This window comes from Vibrio rhizosphaerae (genome assembly GCF_024347095.1).
Lineage (GTDB): Bacteria > Pseudomonadota > Gammaproteobacteria > Enterobacterales > Vibrionaceae > Vibrio > Vibrio rhizosphaerae.
Genome location: NZ_AP024904.1, coordinates 44,970 through 64,507 on the forward strand (window position 1 = coordinate 44,970; position 19,538 = coordinate 64,507).

Here is a 19,538-nt window from a genome sequence, read left to right on the forward strand (position 1 = left end):
TGCAGTTTGACGCACAATTGCGTTTTTCGGTTTCAGAGACATCGGTGCCCAGTGCGCCAGTTACGCTTGCCAAGATGCAAGCGTAACCAGAAGCTCTTTTTTGTTGGGCTTGGTCGAACATTGTCCAGAACCAAATTTTACGGGCGTCCTGCCCGGATAGGCGGCGCTGACTCTAGAGAAGGCATTGTGTGTCATGCCTCGAAGCCAAAACCAGTTCCACCCCTCATCACCACAATACACAACAAAATGCATTAACTTCCCGGCAATTTGACGTCATTTCAGTGATAAGTTTAACAATTACTTGAAATAAGAATTAAACTCATTTAGATTTTCGTCTTCTTTGATACATATCTCATTTTATTGACGGATCAAACTATCCCATGTTTCATGCTAAATACAATAATCAAGCGCAGACATCTGTGATGCCGGGTAAGAAAACACCGCTCGCACTGATGATCGCGCTCAGCTTTTCTGCCGCAGCAGTGGCAAGTGACGAGACCAAAACAACCCCAGCCGATGCAACTATGACAGTTCATGGCCGGGCGCTGTCACTTTACCGGACACAAGAAACCGCGTTTGCAACCCGGACACCAACCGCCATTGATGATACACCGCAGTCAATTCAGGTCCTTCCTCGTCAGTTGATCGAGGATCAGGCGGCGCGGCAAATTACCGATTTGTACCGTTCAATGAGTGGTGTCAGCCAATACAACTATTCTCATGTAACATTCCGCGGCTTCCGTCAGGATCATGTTTTATACGATGGTGTGCGCGGTGATCCGTTTGAAGGGCTGGCGATTCCGCAGTTATTTAATATTGAGCGGGTGGAAGTATTGAAAGGCCCTGCGGCTGCCGTGATGGGCAGTGGCGAGCCGGGGGGGACCATCAACTATACGACCAAAAAGCCAACTTACGAGACCAAACGTCACGTTGCTGTGACCGGTGGGAATCAGGATTATGCCAACGCTCAGGTTGAATTATCCGGGTCTGCCAATGCTGATCAGTCACAACGTTACCGGCTTGGTATTTATCAGGATCATGAGAATCCTTACCGTAAAAATACCGATACCCGCAACCGTATCATCGATTTAGGTTATGAGTGGGATGCCGGAGACGATACCACGATTGGTTTGCAATATGTCAATGTTACGCAGCACATCGGCGGGGGCCGGATTCGTGGGATTCCGACCGATGACGACGGTAATTTCTTGGCCGATGCATCATGGAATGCCAATGATGCCAGCGATTACCACGATCTGGATGCGCAAGTCTATCAGGCTCGTATCAATCATAATTTCAATGACTGGCTTTCCGGTGACATGACTTTCCGTTACTTTGAAAATGAAGATACGCAAAAGTTTCATGAATCGAGAAGCTTGAAAGATACCAACAAAGACGGCAGAAATGATACGGTCACCCGTGAATACCGGGATCAATTGAGAGCGCATAAAGCTGGCTCTGTCACTGGGAATCTAATCGCGCAACTAGACCAACATACCATTTTGTTCGGTGCAGATTATTACCGACTGAACAAGAAATTTACCTATTATCGTGCCCAGCGGAAAGGGGGTGTCTCGGATCGCAGTCTGACGAACCCCGACTACACACCGGATGATGTTTCATCTTATAAAAAACCACTCTTCAAGCAGAGTGACTCTCGTGAAGAACGTTACGGCGCTTATCTTCAGGATCAGTGGCAAATCACTGACGCGTGGAATGTTCTCTCAGGTGTCCGGCTGGATGGCTACCGCGATGAAGTCATTGATTTGAAAAACAAGACCAAGGAACAGTATTCCGGTACCGGATTCTCTTATCGGATTGGCTCGACGTATAAAATTAACCCGCAGTTCCACCCTTATGCGGTGATTGCAACCGGCTTTGTCCCGCAAGATGCGGCCGCTCAGATTTCTGATAATGGCGGGCCGTTCGATCCCGAAGAGAGCCTGATGTATGAAACCGGGGTAAGAACTTATCTGTTTGATAACCGGGTCAACATGAATGTGGCGCTTTACCATATTACTAAGGAAAACGTACTTCAGACCGATCCGAATGACAGCGATAAGCAGGTGGCGTATGGCAAAGTTCGCAGTCAGGGGATTGAAGTCGATGTGCTGGCCGACCTGACAGAAAACTGGGTGGCGAATCTGTCTTATGCGTATAACGATACGCTGGTCAAACAGGGGTACGGTCAGTTCTCTAACCGGACGGTTGGTAAGCGTTTTGCCAACGCACCGCATAACCAACTTGGCTTGTGGACGCGCTATCATTTCCCTGCGATTGATTCATCGATTGGCTTTGGTGCAGATTATGTCAGTGAACAGCTCACACAAAGCGCCCAAAGAGTGAAGCCTTTTACGGTATACGATATGTCATGGCAGACACAGTGGCAGGACTGGAAGTTCCAGTTGAATGTGAAGAACTTGTTTGATAAATCCTATGCGGTCAGTGGCTTCACCGAAGCCACCGGCCCGTTTATCGGCGAGCGCCGGCGTGTTTACTTACAAGCGGATTATTCATTCTAAGCTGTTTCGGCCCGGAATCTTCCGGGCCTTTTTATATCAGCGCTTTATCTTCGTCATGCTTGATATGACTGAGACAAACCGATGCCTGATGCTGGTGTTATATCTGAGTTTTTCGTAATATGAACAATTCTCATTTATATAGCTCAATGCTTTGATTTTTTTGGATGTTTTGCACATGCTGAAATGTTTTATGCGCCGTGTTGCTTTGCTATTTTTGCTCTCTTGTGGATTTGTGCCATCCGTTCTGGCGGTAACGGTGCAGGATCAGCGCGGCACCTTTTCCATCGATTATATCCCCAAGCGCATTGTCGTTCTGGAGTTCTCTTTTGCCGACGCATTGGCAGCCGTGCATGTGAGCCCGATCGGTATTGCCGACGATAAAGACGCTGACCGGATACTCCCGGCTGTCCGCGCGCAATTTTCTGACTGGGTTTCGGTGGGGACGCGTTCTCAGCCGTCACTGGAGATGATTGCTGAGCTCAAACCCGACCTGATTATTGCCGATGTAGATCGTCATGCGGCGGTGTATGACGCACTGAATAAAATCGCGCCGACCCTGATGTTACGTTCTCGGCGCGAGACGTATGCGGATAACCTTGCTGCTGCGGCAATCATTGGTCAGGTAGTCGGTAAAGCACAAGCAATGCAGCAACGCTTAGCTTTACATCAACAACGGATGGCGACATATCGTCAGCAACTGCACACGCTGCAAGGCAAAACGTTGTTGTTCGGGGTGGCGCGTGAAAATGGCTTTTATGCCCATGCCAACGATTCATATGCGGGCGGGGTCGCGCAAGCGTTAGGATTTCAATCACCACCGGCACTATATGATGATCAGGCCAGCCACCAGATTGGGCTGGAACAGCTGCTGGCAATCAATCCTGACTATCTAATTGTCGGAGACTATACCCCGAACAGTATTATCCATCGGTGGAAAAAGCAGCCTTTGTGGCCGATGTTAGGTGCTGTACGAGCCCATCATGTGCTTTCTGTCAGCGGTAATCTTTGGTCACGCTGTCGGGGGATTCTGGCGGCTGAATATATGGCGAAAGATCTGCTTCAGTTGGTTCCGTCATCGTCATGAGTCTTCCCCGCCGCGCTATATTTCCCGGAGCTGCTCACTCTTATATGTTGCGTATGATGCTGTTGTTGTGTCTGAGTGGTTTGATTTTGGTGCTCGGATGGTGGGGGTTATGCGCTTTTTCTGCGATTCCGATGTCACTCACGACCCCCTACGATGCGTTCTTTTCATCCCAGCCGCTGAGTATTGCTGAAACGGTAATTGTTGAAATTCGTCTGCCCAGAGTGATTGAAGCCCTACTGGTGGGCGCAGGGCTGGCGGTTGCCGGGCTGCTGATGCAGACGCTGACCCGCAATCCGCTTGCATCGCCGAGTCTGTTTGGTGTCAATGCCGGTGCCGCTTTGGGCGTTGCGCTGACATCAACGCTGTTTTTGCAGCAAGCTTATGTGAGTCAGCCGGTTGCTGCGATTATCGGCGGCGCGCTGGCTTGGTCGATTGTGGTGCTGCTTGGCGGTGCGTGGCGCAGTGGCGCTGAGCGTAAACAACTGGTCTTGGCTGGTATTGCGGTCTCTGCATTGTGCGGTGCGATGACCAAAGCAATGGTGATCTTGGTGGAAGATCAAGCCTCCGGCGTCATGACGTGGCTCGCTGGTTCTTTTGCCAGTGTGGGCTGGCAGCATGTTTCGCTGAGCTGGCCGTCGCTAGTGGTTGCTTTGCTGGTGGCATGGCTGCTCTCTCCCAAGCTCAATTTATTAGCGCTGGGGGATGAACGGGTCAAAAGTCTGGGTGTACGGCTGACATGGCTACGGGCGTTGACCGGATTACTGGTGTTCATCATTGTCGGCGTGTGTGTCAGCGCGGTCGGTTCGATTGCATTTGTCGGGTTGATCGTGCCACATATGGCGCGGAAATTGTTTGGTTATGATTTGCGCTGGCTGATTCCGGGCGCAGCGCTGGTCGGTGCGATATTAACCTTAAGTGCTGACATTTTTAGTCGCTGGGTGGCCTTTCCGACGGAAACCCCGGCGGGTGCCGTTCTGGCCTTAGTCGGGGCACCTTGTTTTATTTATCTGGTCAGGAAAGAACGATGAATCGTGGATTAAAGATGGCGTTACTCCTGAGTGGATTGATTGTGGTGAGCGTCATTGTCAGTTTGAAATTTGGTGCGGTGGCGATCAGTTGGGAACAGTTGTGGCAAGGGGTACACAATCAAGGCGCATTTGCTTTTACCATTTATGAATACCGGTTGCCGCGGGCTGTGGTCGCGATTCTGGTCGGAGCGATGTTAGCGACTGCCGGAGTGTTGATTCAGGGGGTGATCCGCAATCCGCTGGCGTCCCCGGATATTCTCGGCATCAGTCACGGTGCCGGGTTAGCAGCCGTCGGGATGATGATTTTATTTCCGGCGGTGTCTGTTTTGTGGTTGCCTTGGGTGGCATTGGCCGGGGGTATTCTGTCTGCGTTCATTCTGATGCTTTTGGTGCGTGCTAATCTCGCGCCGGTAAAACTGGCAATTACCGGTGTGGCACTCGCAGCCTTTTATGCCAGTGCGATCGATTTTATTTTGTTGGTTCATCCTTTAGATATCAATCAGGCACTGCTATGGCTCACGGGGAGTTTATGGGGGCGCAGTTGGGATCAGGTGCAGTTACTATTGCCGTGGTGCGTGTTGTTGCCTGCAGTGCTGGGCCTGAGCCATCCGCTGAATATTTTGGTTTTGGGTGAGCAACGGGCGACCAGTCTTGGCATCACGGTTCATTTCACGCGATTGATTGCCTTGGCAATTGCTGTCGGATGGACGTCGGCCGCGGTGGCGATTTGCGGCCCGATTAGCTTTTTAGGCTTGATTGCGCCACATTTAGCCCGCCAACTGGTCGGCGGAAAACATCAGATTTTGTTGCCGACCGGGATGTTGGTCGGTGCTTTGATCTTACTGGTTGCCGATTTTGTTGGCCGGGTGATTGATCCGCCGATTGAACTGCCGGCCGGGATTCTGACGGCGGCAATCGGTGCGCCGTACTTTTTGTATTTATTAGTCAAAATGAGATAAGCATGGGACTGAAGACAGAACATCTTGATGTCGGATATGGTGGTACACCGGTTGTTCAGCAGGTGAATTTGCAGATTTTATCAGGCAAAATCACCGCTTTGCTCGGGCCGAATGGCTGTGGCAAATCGACCCTGTTGAAAGCCTTGGTGCGTATTCTGGCGCCTCAGTCAGGTTCGGTGCAGTGGCAAGGGCAAGATCTTCGTCATCATTCCTCGCAGGCGATTGCCCGCGTTTTGTCATTATTACCGCAGTCTCAGGAAGTGCCGGAAGGGATTACTGTCCGGGATGTGGTTGGTTATGGTCGTAGCCCTTATACCCGCTTTTGGGGACAGTTAACCGCGACTGATCAGCAGCAAGTCGAGCAAGCGATGCAGTTAACCGGCGTGACGGCATTTGCCGAACGACCGGTTTCCGAATTGTCCGGCGGGCAGCGTCAACGGGTCTGGTTGGCGATGACACTGGCACAGGATACGGATTATGTTTTTCTCGATGAGCCGACGACCTATCTTGATTTAAACCATCAGGTTGAACTGATGAAACTGATGCGCCGCTTGAACCAGCAGGGCAAGACTGTTGTCACGGTGTTGCATGATATTAATCAGGCCTGTCGTTATTGTGATCATCTGATTGTGATGCAAGCCGGTAAGGTTGTGGCGCAAGGTGAACCGACAGAGATATTAACTACGCAGTTGCTGGCGGATGTCTTTGAGCTGGATGCGGAAATTCACCGGGATCCGATAGCGGGCACGCCGATGTGTGTGGTGAAGTAGGAGGGCTCTGCCCCGTTTTATTTGTCCACTACAGTCACGAATGGGAAGGACATGTCCAAAAAATCGTCATGTTGACGTAAGGATGCGCGATTCCCCCTGCTTTTTCCCGACTCTACAGCAGTATTACATGATCCCAACAGATAAGATCTTGCCCAACCGTTCTTGAAGATTCTGGTGAGGACATAAAATGTGCAACCCTGTAATTGATCGTATTATTGAAGATTTATCCAATCAGGTAAGAATGCAACATATGGGGGGGAAAAGAAAAGATGGTCGCTCTAACCGCACCGAAATCAGCGCTGTCAATTTGCTCGGACAGCTCAAACCTCTGCTGAAGCAAAAGCTGACCTTATGTCAACAAGCGATCAGTAAACAAAACCTGTGTGACCTGAGAAACTCACAACGTCAAATCGACAGCATACAGTCGAAATTGCTGGCTTTGCAATTGCGCTACGAAACTGCTCAACAGCTGAAACAACTGTGCAACGCCATTAGCCGGGAGCTGCTTTGTGATGTATTGGTTTCCCAACGTGACGGTAGCCGCTTCGGATATCTTACCGGTTTGTCCGGTGGGGAAAACGGCGGTTTGGCCACCCGTACTAAACAAGGTTTTAGCGTATTTTCTACCCATAACGCCAATGTCATCATGATACCGATAACAGGTATTGCGGACGCGGACCGATTGGGCGTGCCTACCGACGTTGCCCAAGCAGCGACGGCATTGGCGACTTTAGTACAGAATAATTTCAACACCGGATTAGATGACCTTAACTTGTGTGGCCACTTAAACGGAATTTCACAAGAAGTTTATGAGCACACGAACCAAGTCGATGTATATGGTCTGGTTCATGAACTGGGCATGTACGACTATGCCATGACCATCATGGCGGCCTATAAATCACTATTTATCCCGCCTTCGGGTATGGGCCACTTACCTCCGTTTTTTATCGATCGTCAGACTTGGGAGCCTTATCACGATGAGCAAGTGGGACTGGCCAGCCGCAGTCTAATCGTCGACGAAACCGGACATTCTCATTCCACGAGGGTCCGTATCAACCTCAATGAACTCAAAGAAACCCTGGTGGATTTTGCCCTGTTGGTCGCGGCGCTGGACCAAGGCAAGCCTGTCTACGGCTCTTGCCAGGGGGCCCATGTCGGTTGGTTGTTGGTCGGCGGTGAAATGGTCAAATGGAACAAGTACATCTTTACCAATGGTCTAACAGACAATGACCAATCGCAATTACAAGAACTTCCCAATCAAACCGTAATCAATGATCCACAATTGAATCCCGGGGCCAATACAGATCCGCAAGCAGGTAAAGTGACCAAAACTTTGGACATTGACAGCTACGGATCTGATGAAAAGGTTGTGTTGTCTTACGGCGATAGTGAGCTAACAGCAGAAACCGACTTTGCCCACGCCACGGTAATGATCCACGATGAGACTAGGCAACTGCTACTTGAAGGCGTCCGAGTGTTGAAAATGCACCCATTACATACAGTGGCGCAGGACTTACTGCTCAACCCATTGAATAAAGCAAATAACGGTAGTAACCCAGTGTCGACAATTGCCAAAGACACAGCACTACGAACAGCGGCAACAGCGGTTGAACAGTTCAGTTACAACACATTGACTGGTACTCAAAGCCACCCGTTCAAGCATATCCATGATGAAAACTCGTTAAAATTCGTGTCAAAAGCACTGGGTAATCTTGGTGTTAAACTATACAAGTTGGTAGACTGACAAAGCGACTGAGCACTCAACTTTACCACTAAACCAGCGTAATGGAACAGGCTCAGGACAAAGGATTGATCACCTCCCTATTTTTACTGAACGCCAATAAAAAGCGCTAAGCCAGATTGGCTTAGCGCTTTGCATAATCGGTGTGTCTGATTACTCTTCGTTGTGCATTTCTGCCCAGCTTTGCGCACATTTGACGGCGCGTTTCCAGCCTTTATAACGACGTTGACGTTTCTCTTCATCCTGATGAGGAATGAAGGTACGGTCAATCTCGGCTTTGTTTTTCAGTTCGTCCAGACTATCCCAGAAACCGACGGCGAGGCCTGCCAGATAGGCAGCACCCAAAGCGGTGACTTCGGTGACTTTTGGACGCAGCACCTGAGTATCGAGCACATCTGACTGGAACTGCATCAGGAAGTTATTCGCAACCGCGCCGCCATCGACTCTTAGCCCTGCCAGTTTGATACCGGAATCGGCCTGCATGGCATCGAGTACGTCACGGGTTTGGTAGGCAATACTTTCGAGAGTGGCCCGAATAATGTGGTTTGAATTGACACCACGGGTCAGGCCGACAATCGTGCCGCGGGCATAGGCATCCCAGTAAGGCGCGCCTAAACCGGTGAACGCGGGGACAACATAAACACCGTTGGCGGTGTCTACTTTGGTGGCAAAGTATTCGGAATCACTGGCATCGGAGATGAGTTTCAGTTCATCACGCAGCCACTGAATCGCTGCGCCTCCCATAAACACGGCTCCTTCGAGTGCATAAGCCGGTTCACCACTCGGGCCACAAGCCAGTGTAGTCAGCAGACCGTTATTCGAGATGACTTTTTCTTGTCCGGTATTCATCAGCAGGAAGCAGCCGGTGCCGTAAGTGTTTTTCGCCTGTCCTGCCTGCACGCACATCTGCCCGTACAACGCGGCTTGCTGGTCGCCGGCTATCCCCGCGATTGGAATCCGCGTTCCGCCTTTCCCACCGATATTGGTTTTACCGTAGACTTCCGAGGATTTTTTGACCTCGGGCATCATCGACAGCGGAATACCGAATTCGGAGAGGATCTTCTCGTCCCACTGCAACGTATTAATATTGAACAGCATGGTCCGGGAGGCGTTGGTGTAGTCGGTGACATGAACGCGTCCTTGGGTCATCTTCCATACCAGCCAGGTATCGACGGTACCAAACAGCAGTTTGCCGGCTTCAGCATCTTCACGGGCACCTTCAACATTATCCAGAATCCATTTAATTTTGGTGCCGGAGAAGTATGGGTCTAACAGCAGTCCGGTATTTTCCCGAATATAAGATTCGAGTCCTTGTGCTTTGAGCGTTTCACAAATTGCCGCGGTCCGGCGACATTGCCAGACAATCGCATTGTAGACCGGTTTACCGGTTTCTTTATTCCAGACAATGGTTGTTTCACGTTGGTTGGTAATCCCGATAGCTGCCACTTCATCACTGCGAATCCCGGCTTTACTAATGGCTTCGATTAATGTTGAACTTTGGGTTGCATAGATTTCCATCGGGTCATGTTCGACCCAACCGGCTTCGGGATAAATTTGAGTAAATTCACGCTGAGATACGCTGACGATATTGGCGTCATGGTCGAGTACGACGGCCCTTGAGCTGGTTGTCCCTTGGTCAAGGGCGACGACATATTTTTGCTCAGTCATGGTTCATTCCTTCATCTTTTATTGTTTCATGTTTTATTGAGTCGCTGCTTAACTTCTTATTGCTGTTATCGATGGTGATTCAGAGCCGTTAAATATGCGCTTCGGTATTTTCTTCTTCGGTCACATCACACTGATTGGGGATCGTGCAACCGACACCGACCGTCGGCAGATATGCTGCGATGAATTTAGGATAGGCCCAGGCACCAAAGCACGCACCGGCAATCGGTCCGATGATCGGCACAATAAAATAGGGGATATCCTTACCACCGGTCAAGGCAAAGTCCCAACCTGCCAGATAAGCGAACAGTTTGGGGCCGAAGTCCCGGGCTGGATTCATTGCAAAGCCAGTCAATGGACCGAGTGAGCTGCCGATCACCGCAATCAAAATACCGATCAGCAACGGGTTCATTGCGTTTCTGTGTGCGCCGTTATTTTCATCACCGAGTGCCAGAATCGCAAACATCAGGACTGCCGTAATCGTAAATTCAACCGCGACGGCACCAAAGAAGGATAATGATGCATTCGGGTAGGTTGAAAAAATACCGGCGGTTGCCAGCGCTTCCTGACTGCTGCGTAGTATGTCATGGGTGACTTCATAGTTAACAAAGAGGTTGCTGTACAACGCATAAATCAATGCCGCAGAACAAAATGCGCCGAGGATTTGTGATGCGATGTAGGGGAGTACTTTTGCTTTGTTAAAACCGTGGAATGCTGCTAAAGCGATCGTGACCGCGGGATTAATATGTGCGCCGGAGACACCTGCCGTGCAATAAATTGCAATCGACACGCCGAACCCCCAAATAATACTGATTTCCCATTGTCCATATGAAGCGCCGGTGAGGACCAGAGCCGCCACACAGCCAACACCGAAAAATATCAGTAACCCTGTTCCGATAAATTCAGCGATGCATTCCCCGAGTAGGGTATGTTGTTTTGTTCGAGCCATAGGTAAGAGTCCTTGTTTTACTCACATATATGCACGTATGCCGGGCTTATTTTGCATAAAATCCTTTTTACGAAAACAAACAAACATAATTAATGAGTGTTCGAGCACAGTTGTGTCTTTTTTATTTCTATTTTTGTTAATTAGAGCATTATTTTAAAGTATGGTATTCCGTTTAGTCGGTCAATGATGATGTCTAAGCACTACTTTGGGCCGGGAAATGGCCATATTGTTAATGGTTGTTTAATAAAGTGTTTGAGGGGTATTGCTTTTTTAGTGAGTGGATCACTTGCCATGATTGACCGTTTATCGCGGGTGATTCATTTGCCCGTAAGCTGAGCGCCGCCTTTTCCCCCTGAGCGGATGATGAGTGTGACCAATCTCTTATTCCGATGACCATCAATTGAACAATATGATGATTAAAATGTTCGTTCGCTCTTTTGTGAGCAGTATATCGAACATTTTGGATAATAAATGACACACTATTTATCAGTGTATTGATATCAGAAGGTTCATATTCATGGCGGTTGCCCGAAGATTAGAAACAGAGGTCGTGATTATTGGCGGCGGTGCTACAGGCACCGGCATCATGCGTGACTGTGCGTTACGTGGCATCGACTGTATTTTGCTGGAACGGGATGACATCGCATCCGGGACGACCGGGCGCAATCATGGCTTATTACATTCAGGGGCGCGTTATGCGGTGACTGATCCCGAGTCAGCCAAAGAGTGCATTCAGGAAAATCAGATCCTCAGACGAATAGCCAGACACTGTGTTGAGCCCACCGATGGTTTGTTCGTGACTTTGCCGGAAGATGATTTGGGGTATCAGGAAACGTTCATCGATGCGTGTCAGGTTGCCGGGATTGAAACGACACGTTTGAGTGCCAGAGAGGCGCTGGCTTTAGAGCCGCATGTGAATCCGCAGTTACTTGGTGCGGTCAAAGTGCCTGACGGGACATTAGATCCGTTTCGTCTGTGCAGTGCTAACGTACTGGACGCAAAAGAACATGGTGCGCGAGTGTTGAACCGAACATCGGTGCAGGGGTTGATTCGTCAAGGGGATACTGTGCTCGGGGTTCGGGTCTGGCGTTCGGATACTCGTGAGCACTTCGAGATTTACGCGCAGCAGGTGATCAACGCAGCAGGCATCTGGGGGCAGAATATTTGTGAATATGCTGACCTGAAGATTCGTATGTTTCCCGCGAAAGGTTCTTTATTGATCCTTGATTACCGGATTAATAACCTCGTGATTAATCGCTGCCGCAAACCGGCTGATGCCGATATTCTCGTGCCCGGCGATACTATTTCTTTAATCGGGACAACCTCTGAACATGTCGATTATGACCAGATCGACAACTTGCAGGTGACGGAACGTGAAGTCGACCTGCTGTTAAAAGAAGGGGAAAAATTAGCGCCGATTATGGCCAATACCCGGGTATTACGGGCCTATGCCGGTGTACGGCCGTTAGTGTCTGTGGACGATGATGGCAGTGGTCGCAATATCAGCCGGGGTATCGTGTTACTCGATCATGAAGCGCGTGATGGTCTGAAAGGATTGACGACGATTACCGGCGGTAAATTGATGACGTATCGTCTTATGGCCGAATGGGCAACGGATATAGTCGCCCAGAAACTGGGTCATTCAACGCCGTGCGCAACGCATATCAAACCCTTGCCCGGTGCCAATGGGATAGCGAAAAAGGTGAAAAAAACAGCCAGCCTCGCCAAACCTGTTTATGAGTCGGCGATTTATCGTCACGGTGAGCGGGCCGAACAATTTTTGACCGACACGCCTGAAAGTCAGGCGGTGATCTGTGAATGTGAAATGGTGACGGCTGGCGAGATCGCGTATGCCATTCAGCAGCTGGACGTTAACAATCTCGTCGATCTCAGGCGTCGGACGCGATTAGGTATGGGCCCATGTCAGGGCGAGTTGTGTAGTTATCGGGCTGCGGCACTATTTTCAGAATACGCAGCTATGGATGGTTGCCAGTCCGGTGGATTGTTGACAGCGTTTCTGGAAGAACGCTGGAAAGGTATCAAACCGATTTTCTGGGGCAATGCATTACGGGAAGCCGAGTTCAGCTACTGGATCTATCAGGGATTGCTTGGGGTTGGAGAACAACCGGTGATAGAGATGGACGTGCAGCCGCAGGAGGAACGCCCATGATGAACTATGACATTGCCGTGATTGGGGGGGGAATTGCCGGCTATTGTGCAGCGATCCGCAGTCAGCAGGCGGGTAAGAAAACGGTGCTGATCAGTCAGGGGCAAAGTGCGCTGCATTTTTCGTCGGGATCGATTGATGTACTGGGGCGGTTGCCGACGGGCGAACCCGTGAATGATCCATTTGCCGCAATTTCCCGGCTCAGGTATGACTCACTCGGTTGCTCGCCATTACTGAAACAACCCGCGTCAGGATCGGCGATACCACATCCCTATGTGAAGGTTGGTCATTCAGCCGTTAAGCAGAGTCTGTTATGGTTTAAAGAGATGCTGGCTGCCGAGCTCCCGCTCTTTCATCAGCCCGACGATGCCAATCATTGGCGCATCACACCGTTTGGTACGCTGAAAGCAACGTGGCTATCTCAGCCGTATGTGTATCAGCATCGTTCGCAAACGAATTTCCGCGAAATTGTGGTGGTTGCGCTGGCCGGATACCGTGATTTTCAGCCTCAAATCCTCAAGGATAATCTAGCCCGCGTTGCGGATTTTGCGGGTATCCCCATCCGGATTGCCACAATTCATCTCCCCAGTGTTGCGCATGATCAACGTCATCCCTGTGAACGGCGGTCGCTGGATATTGCCCATCTGCTGCAACCGGAGTCAGCTTGGTCTGCATTTTGTGAGCAACTGAAACAGATGACTCAGGCAGATGATTTGGTGATTTTACCTGCGGTGGTCGGGCATGGTAACGGGATCGAGACACTGGCGCGTTTGCAACAAGCCACGCAACGTCAGTTTCATGAAGTCCCGACGATGCCGCCTTCGCTGATGGGGATTCGTCTCGAAACAGCGTTACACCGGATTTTTATCCAAGCCGGTGGTGTCCACCTGAAAGGGGATCAAGTGCTGCGCGGCCAGTTTGACGGCGCTCGTCTGACAGAAATATATACCCATCACCTGAGCGATATCCCAATTCGGGCCGGGCACTATATTATGGCGACCGGCAGTTATTTCAGTCAGGGTTTGCAGGCGTCCCGACAGGCGATTAAAGAGCCCGTGTTTGGTTTGGACGTCGCTCAAACTATCCCGCGAACCCAATGGGGCGGACAGGACTTCATCGCCCGTCAGCCGCATCCGTTTATGACATTCGGGGTCTCAACCAATTCACACCTGCATCCGAGTTATTGCGGAAAGACGATCGGGAATCTGTATTGTTGTGGTGCGATGCTGGCCGGATATGACCCTGTCTTTGAAGGCAGCGGTGGCGGGGTTGCGATTGCCACAGCCTATCATGCCATTGAACAATGTCTCAGCCATGATGCTTGCCCTGAAACGGGTCAGGAGGTACTTTTATGAATCGTGTTTTTACTCAGTTTGCCCCTCAGGGGACCTCGTTCGAACAGTGTATTAAATGCACGGTCTGTACCGCTTACTGTCCGGTTTCGAAGGCCAACCCGGACTATCCGGGGCCGAAGCAGTGTGGCCCTGACGGAGAGCGTTTACGGATCAAAAATCCGGCTTATTATGATGAGGCCTTGAAATATTGCACCAATTGCAAACGGTGTGAAACGGCTTGTCCTTCCGGGGTCAAAATCGGCGATATGATAGCCGTAGCCCGGGGCAAATATGGTCAGGAACCGCTCAATCCAAAACGTATCCGCGATTATATCCTCAGCCATACCGATCTGTTTGGTTCACTGGCGTCACCTTTCGCACCTGTCGTGAATGCCATGACAGCATTACCGGTGGTTAAAAAAGCCATGCATCAGGTCATCGGGGTGGATCAGCATAAAGCGTTACCCAAGTATTCACACGGAACATTCCGACGCTGGTTTAAACAACATCAGACGGAGCAGGCCCGGTATGCCGCGCAGGTTGCTTATTTTCACGGCTGTTATGTCAATTATAACCATCCGCAGTTGGGAAAAGATTTGGTGAAAGTGCTCAATGCGATGAATATCGGTGTTCGTTTGTTGGCGCGTGAAAAATGTTGTGGTGTGCCGTTGATGGCGAACGGGTTTCATCATAAAGCCCGGCAGAATGCGCAAGCCAATATTCAGGCGATGATCACTGCAGTAGGGGAGGATAACATCCCGGTTCTGGCTACATCATCAACCTGTTCTTATACCTTGCAGCAGGAATATCCGCATGTTCTCGGGGTCGATAATTCACCGGTGGCGGACAATATCGAATATGTAACCCGGTTTTTACTGCGGATGCTGATGAATGGCCGGCAACTGACGATGAAACCCCTGAATCTCAAAGTGGCTTATCACACGCCTTGTCATTTGGAACGCAGCGGACAAGCGATATTTACCATTGAGTTACTGAAAATGATTCCGGGGGTTACCGTCACGGTGCTGGATAGTGAATGTTGTGGCCTGGCCGGAACGTATGGTTTTAAGGCCGAGAACTATCCGGTATCGATGAAGATCGGTGCACATTTGTTTGAATCGATTGATCAATCCGGTGCAGATCTGGTGATCACGGATTGTGAAACCTGTAAATGGCAGATTGAAGAAAATACCCGGCTTGAGGCGATCCATCCGATCAGTTTGCTGGCGATGGCGGTTGAGTAGCAACCGGACCAATTGGGTGTTGACTTGCTTTTTTAAATATAAAACAGGGGAGCAGTGCTCCCCTGTTGTTTAGGTTGGGCCGAAGGCCCTATGGACAGTATCGATTTGGATTAGTGTTGTACTGAGATAAAGCGATGAGTGACGATTTGCTCACCATTTGGTTCTTGGACACTAATTTTGAAGCTACGCGCATGGTTTTCATTGTTTTCGACAATGACCGTACCGTGTTCAGACGTCATTAATGTTTGATGCTGACTACCGCCATCAACTTGAACAGGCACCTGACTAACCGGTTGGCCGTTTTCAGTCACTTTGACAATCGCCTGTTCTGGCAGCGTATAAATACTCATGTCATATTGTGATTCAGATGCAAATACATTGGCTGAAAGTAGCGTTGCAATTGCAGTAACGGCAGCTAGTGATAGTTGTTTTTTCATAATCTCACCCATATTCGTTGTTGGTTGTATTTATTATTTCTTGATGTCGGGAGTGATTATGGGCCGAAATAATTGTGACTTCGATAGCATAAAATCGTTCATTACTTTCTAATTTTTTGAACTTAGTCACATTTAAAATATATATGAGAGAAATCATTCTATTGACTTATATTTGCTTATCATATAGGGGTTAATTTTGGGTTAAGACCATGTCAGTATCACCCATGCCTGTTTATGCCAGCCCATAGAATCAGCACATGGCTGGCGGCAGACGGAGAAAAATAAGTGTCATGCTGATGAAGCGACCACTAACGGCAGGTTATCAGAGCGGATGTGTTGATTCGCGTAGTTCCAGTGAGCCGGAATATTCAAAATGCTGTGGGGGAATGGTTATTTTATTGGCCAGGCTAACTGCCAGATTCGTTGCATCGATGGTGAGTTGTTCGACAGGCAGAGAGACAGTCGACAGGCTTGGGATAGCATAAAATGCCGCTGGCTCATTATCGATACCCATGACTGAGATATCCTGAGGCACTGAAAGCCCCCGTTCATATAACGCCCGAATGGCTCCGAGTGCCATATCGTCATTACAAGAAAAGATGGCACTGAAGGTTTGCCCTTGATCCAATAACTGCATGACGGCGTTGTATCCCCAGACATGGGTACTTTCTCCCTCGACGATCAGGGCTTCATTGACTGGGATATTGTTTTGAGCAAGATGATCACGATAAGCCTGTAAGCGCAGCTGGCCGGTTTGATGATTGAGTGGTGTGGTCAGACAGGCAATATGCCGGTGGCCAAGTTGCAGCAGATGGTTTACAGCAAGGGAACCGAGTTGGTATTGATCAAAGCTGAAACTGATCAATTGTTGTGTCGATAGGCTGCGGTTCAGTATCACCAATGGTCTTTGCAACTGCTCTTGATAATGGATGAGTTGGGGTTCGCTGAGATGCCGACTATAGATCATGATCGCATCACAACGTTGCTGCGCGAGTGTATTCAGCGCTTCAATTTCGCCGGCGTCACTGTTGTGGCTTTCCATAACGAACAGTTTCTTTTGGGATTTTTGGAGCGTTTGGGCGGTTTGTTTTAAGATTGAACCGAAGTAATAGCTGTCAAAGTGAGGCAGGATTAATCCAATTGTGTTCGAGGTGTTGGTCGCCAATGCCTGCGCGAGAACGTTGGGTTGGTAGCCCAATGATTTCATCGCATCAAGGACGCGTGTCCGGGTTTTCTCTTTGACCTGCGGGCTGCCGTTGATCACGCGGGAGACGGTTGCTTTTGATACTCCGGCTGCTTTACAGACATCAATGATGGTCGCCATCTATTCCCTCAATGGATCACTTGCATGTATAAGGCGCGATTTTACCGAATTCACGCCAGCGGGGGAATGATATTTTTGTGTGTCCATGAAGCAGACACCATTTCTCTTTCATCAAAGAAATGGTGTCGTATCCGGCAGAATTACTGAGCTTGAGATTCGGTTAACCGGGTGATGGTCAGAACATTCTGATCAATTTGTGCCAGTTCAGACTGGACCTCATTGATATCATGGATGCTCTCTTCAATACTGGAAGAGGCTTCGCTGGACAAGGTTAACATCTTGCCCATTTCCTCATGCAAACCCAGTGAAGAGTGATTGACGTGCTCCATCAGTGCGACGGTGGTTTCAATGACATCTTTGATGGCATCAATTGAAGAATAGAGATTATTCACTGTTTCGCCGGTAGAACTGAGACTTTCCTGAGTATTTTTGGATAAGTTTCTGACTTCATCGGCAACCACGGCAAACCCGCGTCCTTGTTCCCCCGCCCGGGCTGCTTCAATAGCCGCATTGAGTGCCAGCAGGTTGGTTCTCTCGGCTATCCCATCAATCACATCCAGAATATCCTGAATTTTGTTTGAATTGGTTTTTAAGGTTTCAACATACTGCTGGAGCTCCTGACTATGCTCCGTCTGTTTTTTCACTTCACCGGATAGCCCGGCAAACTGAGTCTGAACTTTTTGCAGGACGTCTGAGGTATCCTTGGCGTAGGATGCGACGCTCTGTAAGCTTTGGAGCATGCGACCTAATAATTCTTTATAGCGGAACAAGTCGCGGATGGTGGACTGCTGCAGTGAGGCGACTTTCTTCAAGCTGTGCAATTCATTTTGTAAGAAGTAGGCTTTGAAATGACTGTAGTAAATCGGGAAATTATTGGTGTATTCATCGTGAAATGACTCACCTTCATGCACTTGATAAAGATAAAGCGCTGTCAGGGTCTCATTTTGATGGAGTCCCAAAAATTCACCGAAGGTACTGAACCCGGCAACCGCAGGGATATGATCAAAATTATGCACGGCTGAGAGCGAGGGGCCATTATGCAAGCGACGCAGGATACAGTCGTTTGCCAGCATCGCAATAGGCTCTCGCGGTTTACCGCGCTGAAATGCGGCATAATCGCGCTGGATTGAACCGGAGAAGTCTTTTGCCTTCATCAGATAGAGTTTGTCACCGAATGAAAAGTCGCAGAAGAAATGAATGGTTTCGTCTTCATAGTTAATATTGGCAATGGAGCGAATGTATGTTTCATTGCCAATTTTCACTCCGAAACTATAGTGTTCGAGCTGTGATTCCAGTTCGGCCGGGGGACAGCGAAAGTGTTGGCATAACATCGATAGTGGTGACTGGAGTGTCATGTTCGTTTCATCGAGGAATGTTTTGACCGTGCGCGTTGCTGCATTGGTTTCGGCAATCGTAAAGTGGGTTGAGGTCGCTTCAAAGTTGTGGGTTTTTAAAATGCCATATCGAATTGCCGGGGCCAGTTTCACAAAGACCAGACAGGCTTTGTTGGTCAGGATTTTTCCGTCTAAGGCAACATCGGCCTGACCAAAATCCAGTTTGCCACCGGCTGAGCTGCCAATGAAATAACAGGGGAAGCAATCAGATTGGTAGAGGGCTTGTACAAAGAAATTTTCAGAAGAAGACAGGCCATCGAAGAATGTCAGTGCGACGGTATCGAGGTAACTGACGGGGAAATCAAGGGTCACTTTTTTGATTTCATCCTGAATGCGTTTGATTCGGTCTTGGCGGCTGAGTTTGATTTGACCACTTTTGATATCTTCACAATGGAGCCCGACCTGTGCAATGGATATCGCTGCAAATGCCTGTTCGCTAAAGCTTTGGATGACAATGTTGTCCCAGCTTTCCGGGGCAGCATGATAGAGCCCCTTTTTACCCCGGCCTCCCAACTCACCGGCACTCATCACCGAGACGATATGTTTTGCGAAAGGCATCGCCTCTTTTAACTTTCTTGAAATGGCTTCAAAAGGAAGGTGTGGAGACACATAAGCGAGAACAAGCGTAGTTGTACTGCCATGAAAACTCATTTCTTTTAATTGATTGACACCAATCTCATGGCTGGTGATTGCCTTAACCTTGACTGGAGGTTCATGATGTAAGGATGGTTTTTTGGAGGCATTTCGCCAGGATAGGTTAAACATAAAGCCACTCCGCCTGTTAGGATTCCGGAAAAGTCTACATAATTATTATGTGCATATCTTGAGTGCATATCTGTTAATTGGATTTATTTTTATCGTACGTAAACAGCCGAAATATTATAAACAGGATGCATAAAAAACAATACAAATAGTATGGA

At 49.2% G+C, this 19,538-nt stretch carries 14 protein-coding genes; 9 read left to right on the top strand and 5 right to left on the bottom strand.

From position 1 onward, the window contains the following. Window positions 1–380 precede the first annotated feature (380 nt). The 6 genes from OCV37_RS15440 (at window position 381) to OCV37_RS15465 (ending at window position 8,107) form a co-directional block, all read left to right on the top strand. Window positions 381–2,522, top strand: a complete 2,142-nt coding sequence (locus tag OCV37_RS15440) for a TonB-dependent siderophore receptor (protein WP_157635065.1) — start codon at window positions 381–383, stop codon at window positions 2,520–2,522. A 175-nt stretch (window positions 2,523–2,697) separates the two neighbouring features. After that, entirely contained in the window at window positions 2,698–3,606 is a 909-nt protein-coding gene (locus OCV37_RS15445; protein WP_038184410.1) for a Fe(3+) dicitrate ABC transporter substrate-binding protein, read from the top strand. A gap of 44 nt (window positions 3,607–3,650) precedes the next feature. Further along, window positions 3,651–4,634: an iron chelate uptake ABC transporter family permease subunit gene (locus OCV37_RS15450; RefSeq protein WP_038184408.1), complete on the top strand. Its 984-nt coding sequence runs from the start codon at window positions 3,651–3,653 to the stop codon at window positions 4,632–4,634. Next, window positions 4,631–5,593 carry a Fe(3+) dicitrate ABC transporter permease subunit FecD gene (fecD, locus tag OCV37_RS15455; RefSeq protein ID WP_038184405.1) on the top strand — a complete coding sequence of 321 codons (963 nt, stop codon included), beginning with the start codon at window positions 4,631–4,633 and terminating at the stop codon, window positions 5,591–5,593. The genes OCV37_RS15450 and fecD overlap by 4 nt, the downstream gene beginning before the upstream one ends. Window positions 5,594–5,595: 2 nt before the next feature. Beyond that, window positions 5,596–6,363 carry a Fe(3+) dicitrate ABC transporter ATP-binding protein FecE gene (fecE, locus tag OCV37_RS15460; protein WP_038184403.1) on the top strand — a complete coding sequence of 256 codons (768 nt, stop codon included), beginning with the start codon at window positions 5,596–5,598 and terminating at the stop codon, window positions 6,361–6,363. A 187-nt stretch (window positions 6,364–6,550) separates the two neighbouring features. Continuing rightward, the gene (locus tag OCV37_RS15465; RefSeq protein ID WP_038184401.1) at window positions 6,551–8,107 is read left to right on the top strand and encodes a hypothetical protein; all 1,557 of its coding nucleotides are present in this window, start codon (window positions 6,551–6,553) and stop codon (window positions 8,105–8,107) included. A gap of 150 nt (window positions 8,108–8,257) precedes the next feature. On the opposite strand, the gene glpK is transcribed toward OCV37_RS15465, so the two are convergent. After that, window positions 8,258–9,772, bottom strand: coding sequence for a glycerol kinase GlpK (gene glpK / locus OCV37_RS15470; protein ID WP_038184400.1), 1,515 nt, complete (start codon window positions 9,770–9,772; stop codon window positions 8,258–8,260). An 88-nt stretch (window positions 9,773–9,860) separates the two neighbouring features. Then, window positions 9,861–10,718 carry an MIP/aquaporin family protein gene (locus OCV37_RS15475; protein WP_038184399.1) on the bottom strand — a complete coding sequence of 286 codons (858 nt, stop codon included), beginning with the start codon at window positions 10,716–10,718 and terminating at the stop codon, window positions 9,861–9,863. A 517-nt stretch (window positions 10,719–11,235) separates the two neighbouring features. On the opposite strand from OCV37_RS15475, the gene glpA reads away from it, so the two are divergent. Genes glpA through glpC form a run of 3 tightly spaced genes read left to right on the top strand, consistent with a single transcriptional unit; the run spans window position 11,236 to window position 15,463 of the window. Further along, window positions 11,236–12,888, top strand: a complete 1,653-nt coding sequence (glpA, locus tag OCV37_RS15480) for an anaerobic glycerol-3-phosphate dehydrogenase subunit A (protein WP_038184397.1) — start codon at window positions 11,236–11,238, stop codon at window positions 12,886–12,888. Continuing rightward, on the top strand, window positions 12,885–14,240 hold the full coding sequence (gene glpB / locus OCV37_RS15485; protein ID WP_038184394.1) for a glycerol-3-phosphate dehydrogenase subunit GlpB: 1,356 nt from the start codon (window positions 12,885–12,887) through the stop codon (window positions 14,238–14,240). Before glpA ends, glpB begins: the two co-directional genes overlap by 4 nt. Beyond that, complete coding sequence (glpC, locus tag OCV37_RS15490; protein WP_038184390.1) at window positions 14,237–15,463, top strand: anaerobic glycerol-3-phosphate dehydrogenase subunit GlpC; 1,227 nt, start codon at window positions 14,237–14,239, stop codon at window positions 15,461–15,463. The genes glpB and glpC overlap by 4 nt, the downstream gene beginning before the upstream one ends. A gap of 110 nt (window positions 15,464–15,573) precedes the next feature. Here the strand turns inward: glpC and OCV37_RS15495 are convergent, their stop codons facing one another. From OCV37_RS15495 to OCV37_RS15505, 3 genes are all read right to left on the bottom strand, one after another. After that, entirely contained in the window at window positions 15,574–15,900 is a 327-nt protein-coding gene (locus OCV37_RS15495; protein WP_157635064.1) for a hypothetical protein, read from the bottom strand. 322 nt (window positions 15,901–16,222) lie between these two features. Then, complete coding sequence (locus OCV37_RS15500) at window positions 16,223–17,224, bottom strand: LacI family DNA-binding transcriptional regulator (protein WP_038184383.1); 1,002 nt, start codon at window positions 17,222–17,224, stop codon at window positions 16,223–16,225. Between the two features lie 140 nt (window positions 17,225–17,364). Then, window positions 17,365–19,383: a methyl-accepting chemotaxis protein gene (locus OCV37_RS15505; protein ID WP_051680766.1), complete on the bottom strand. Its 2,019-nt coding sequence runs from the start codon at window positions 19,381–19,383 to the stop codon at window positions 17,365–17,367. Between the last annotated feature and the right edge of the window lie 155 nt (window positions 19,384–19,538).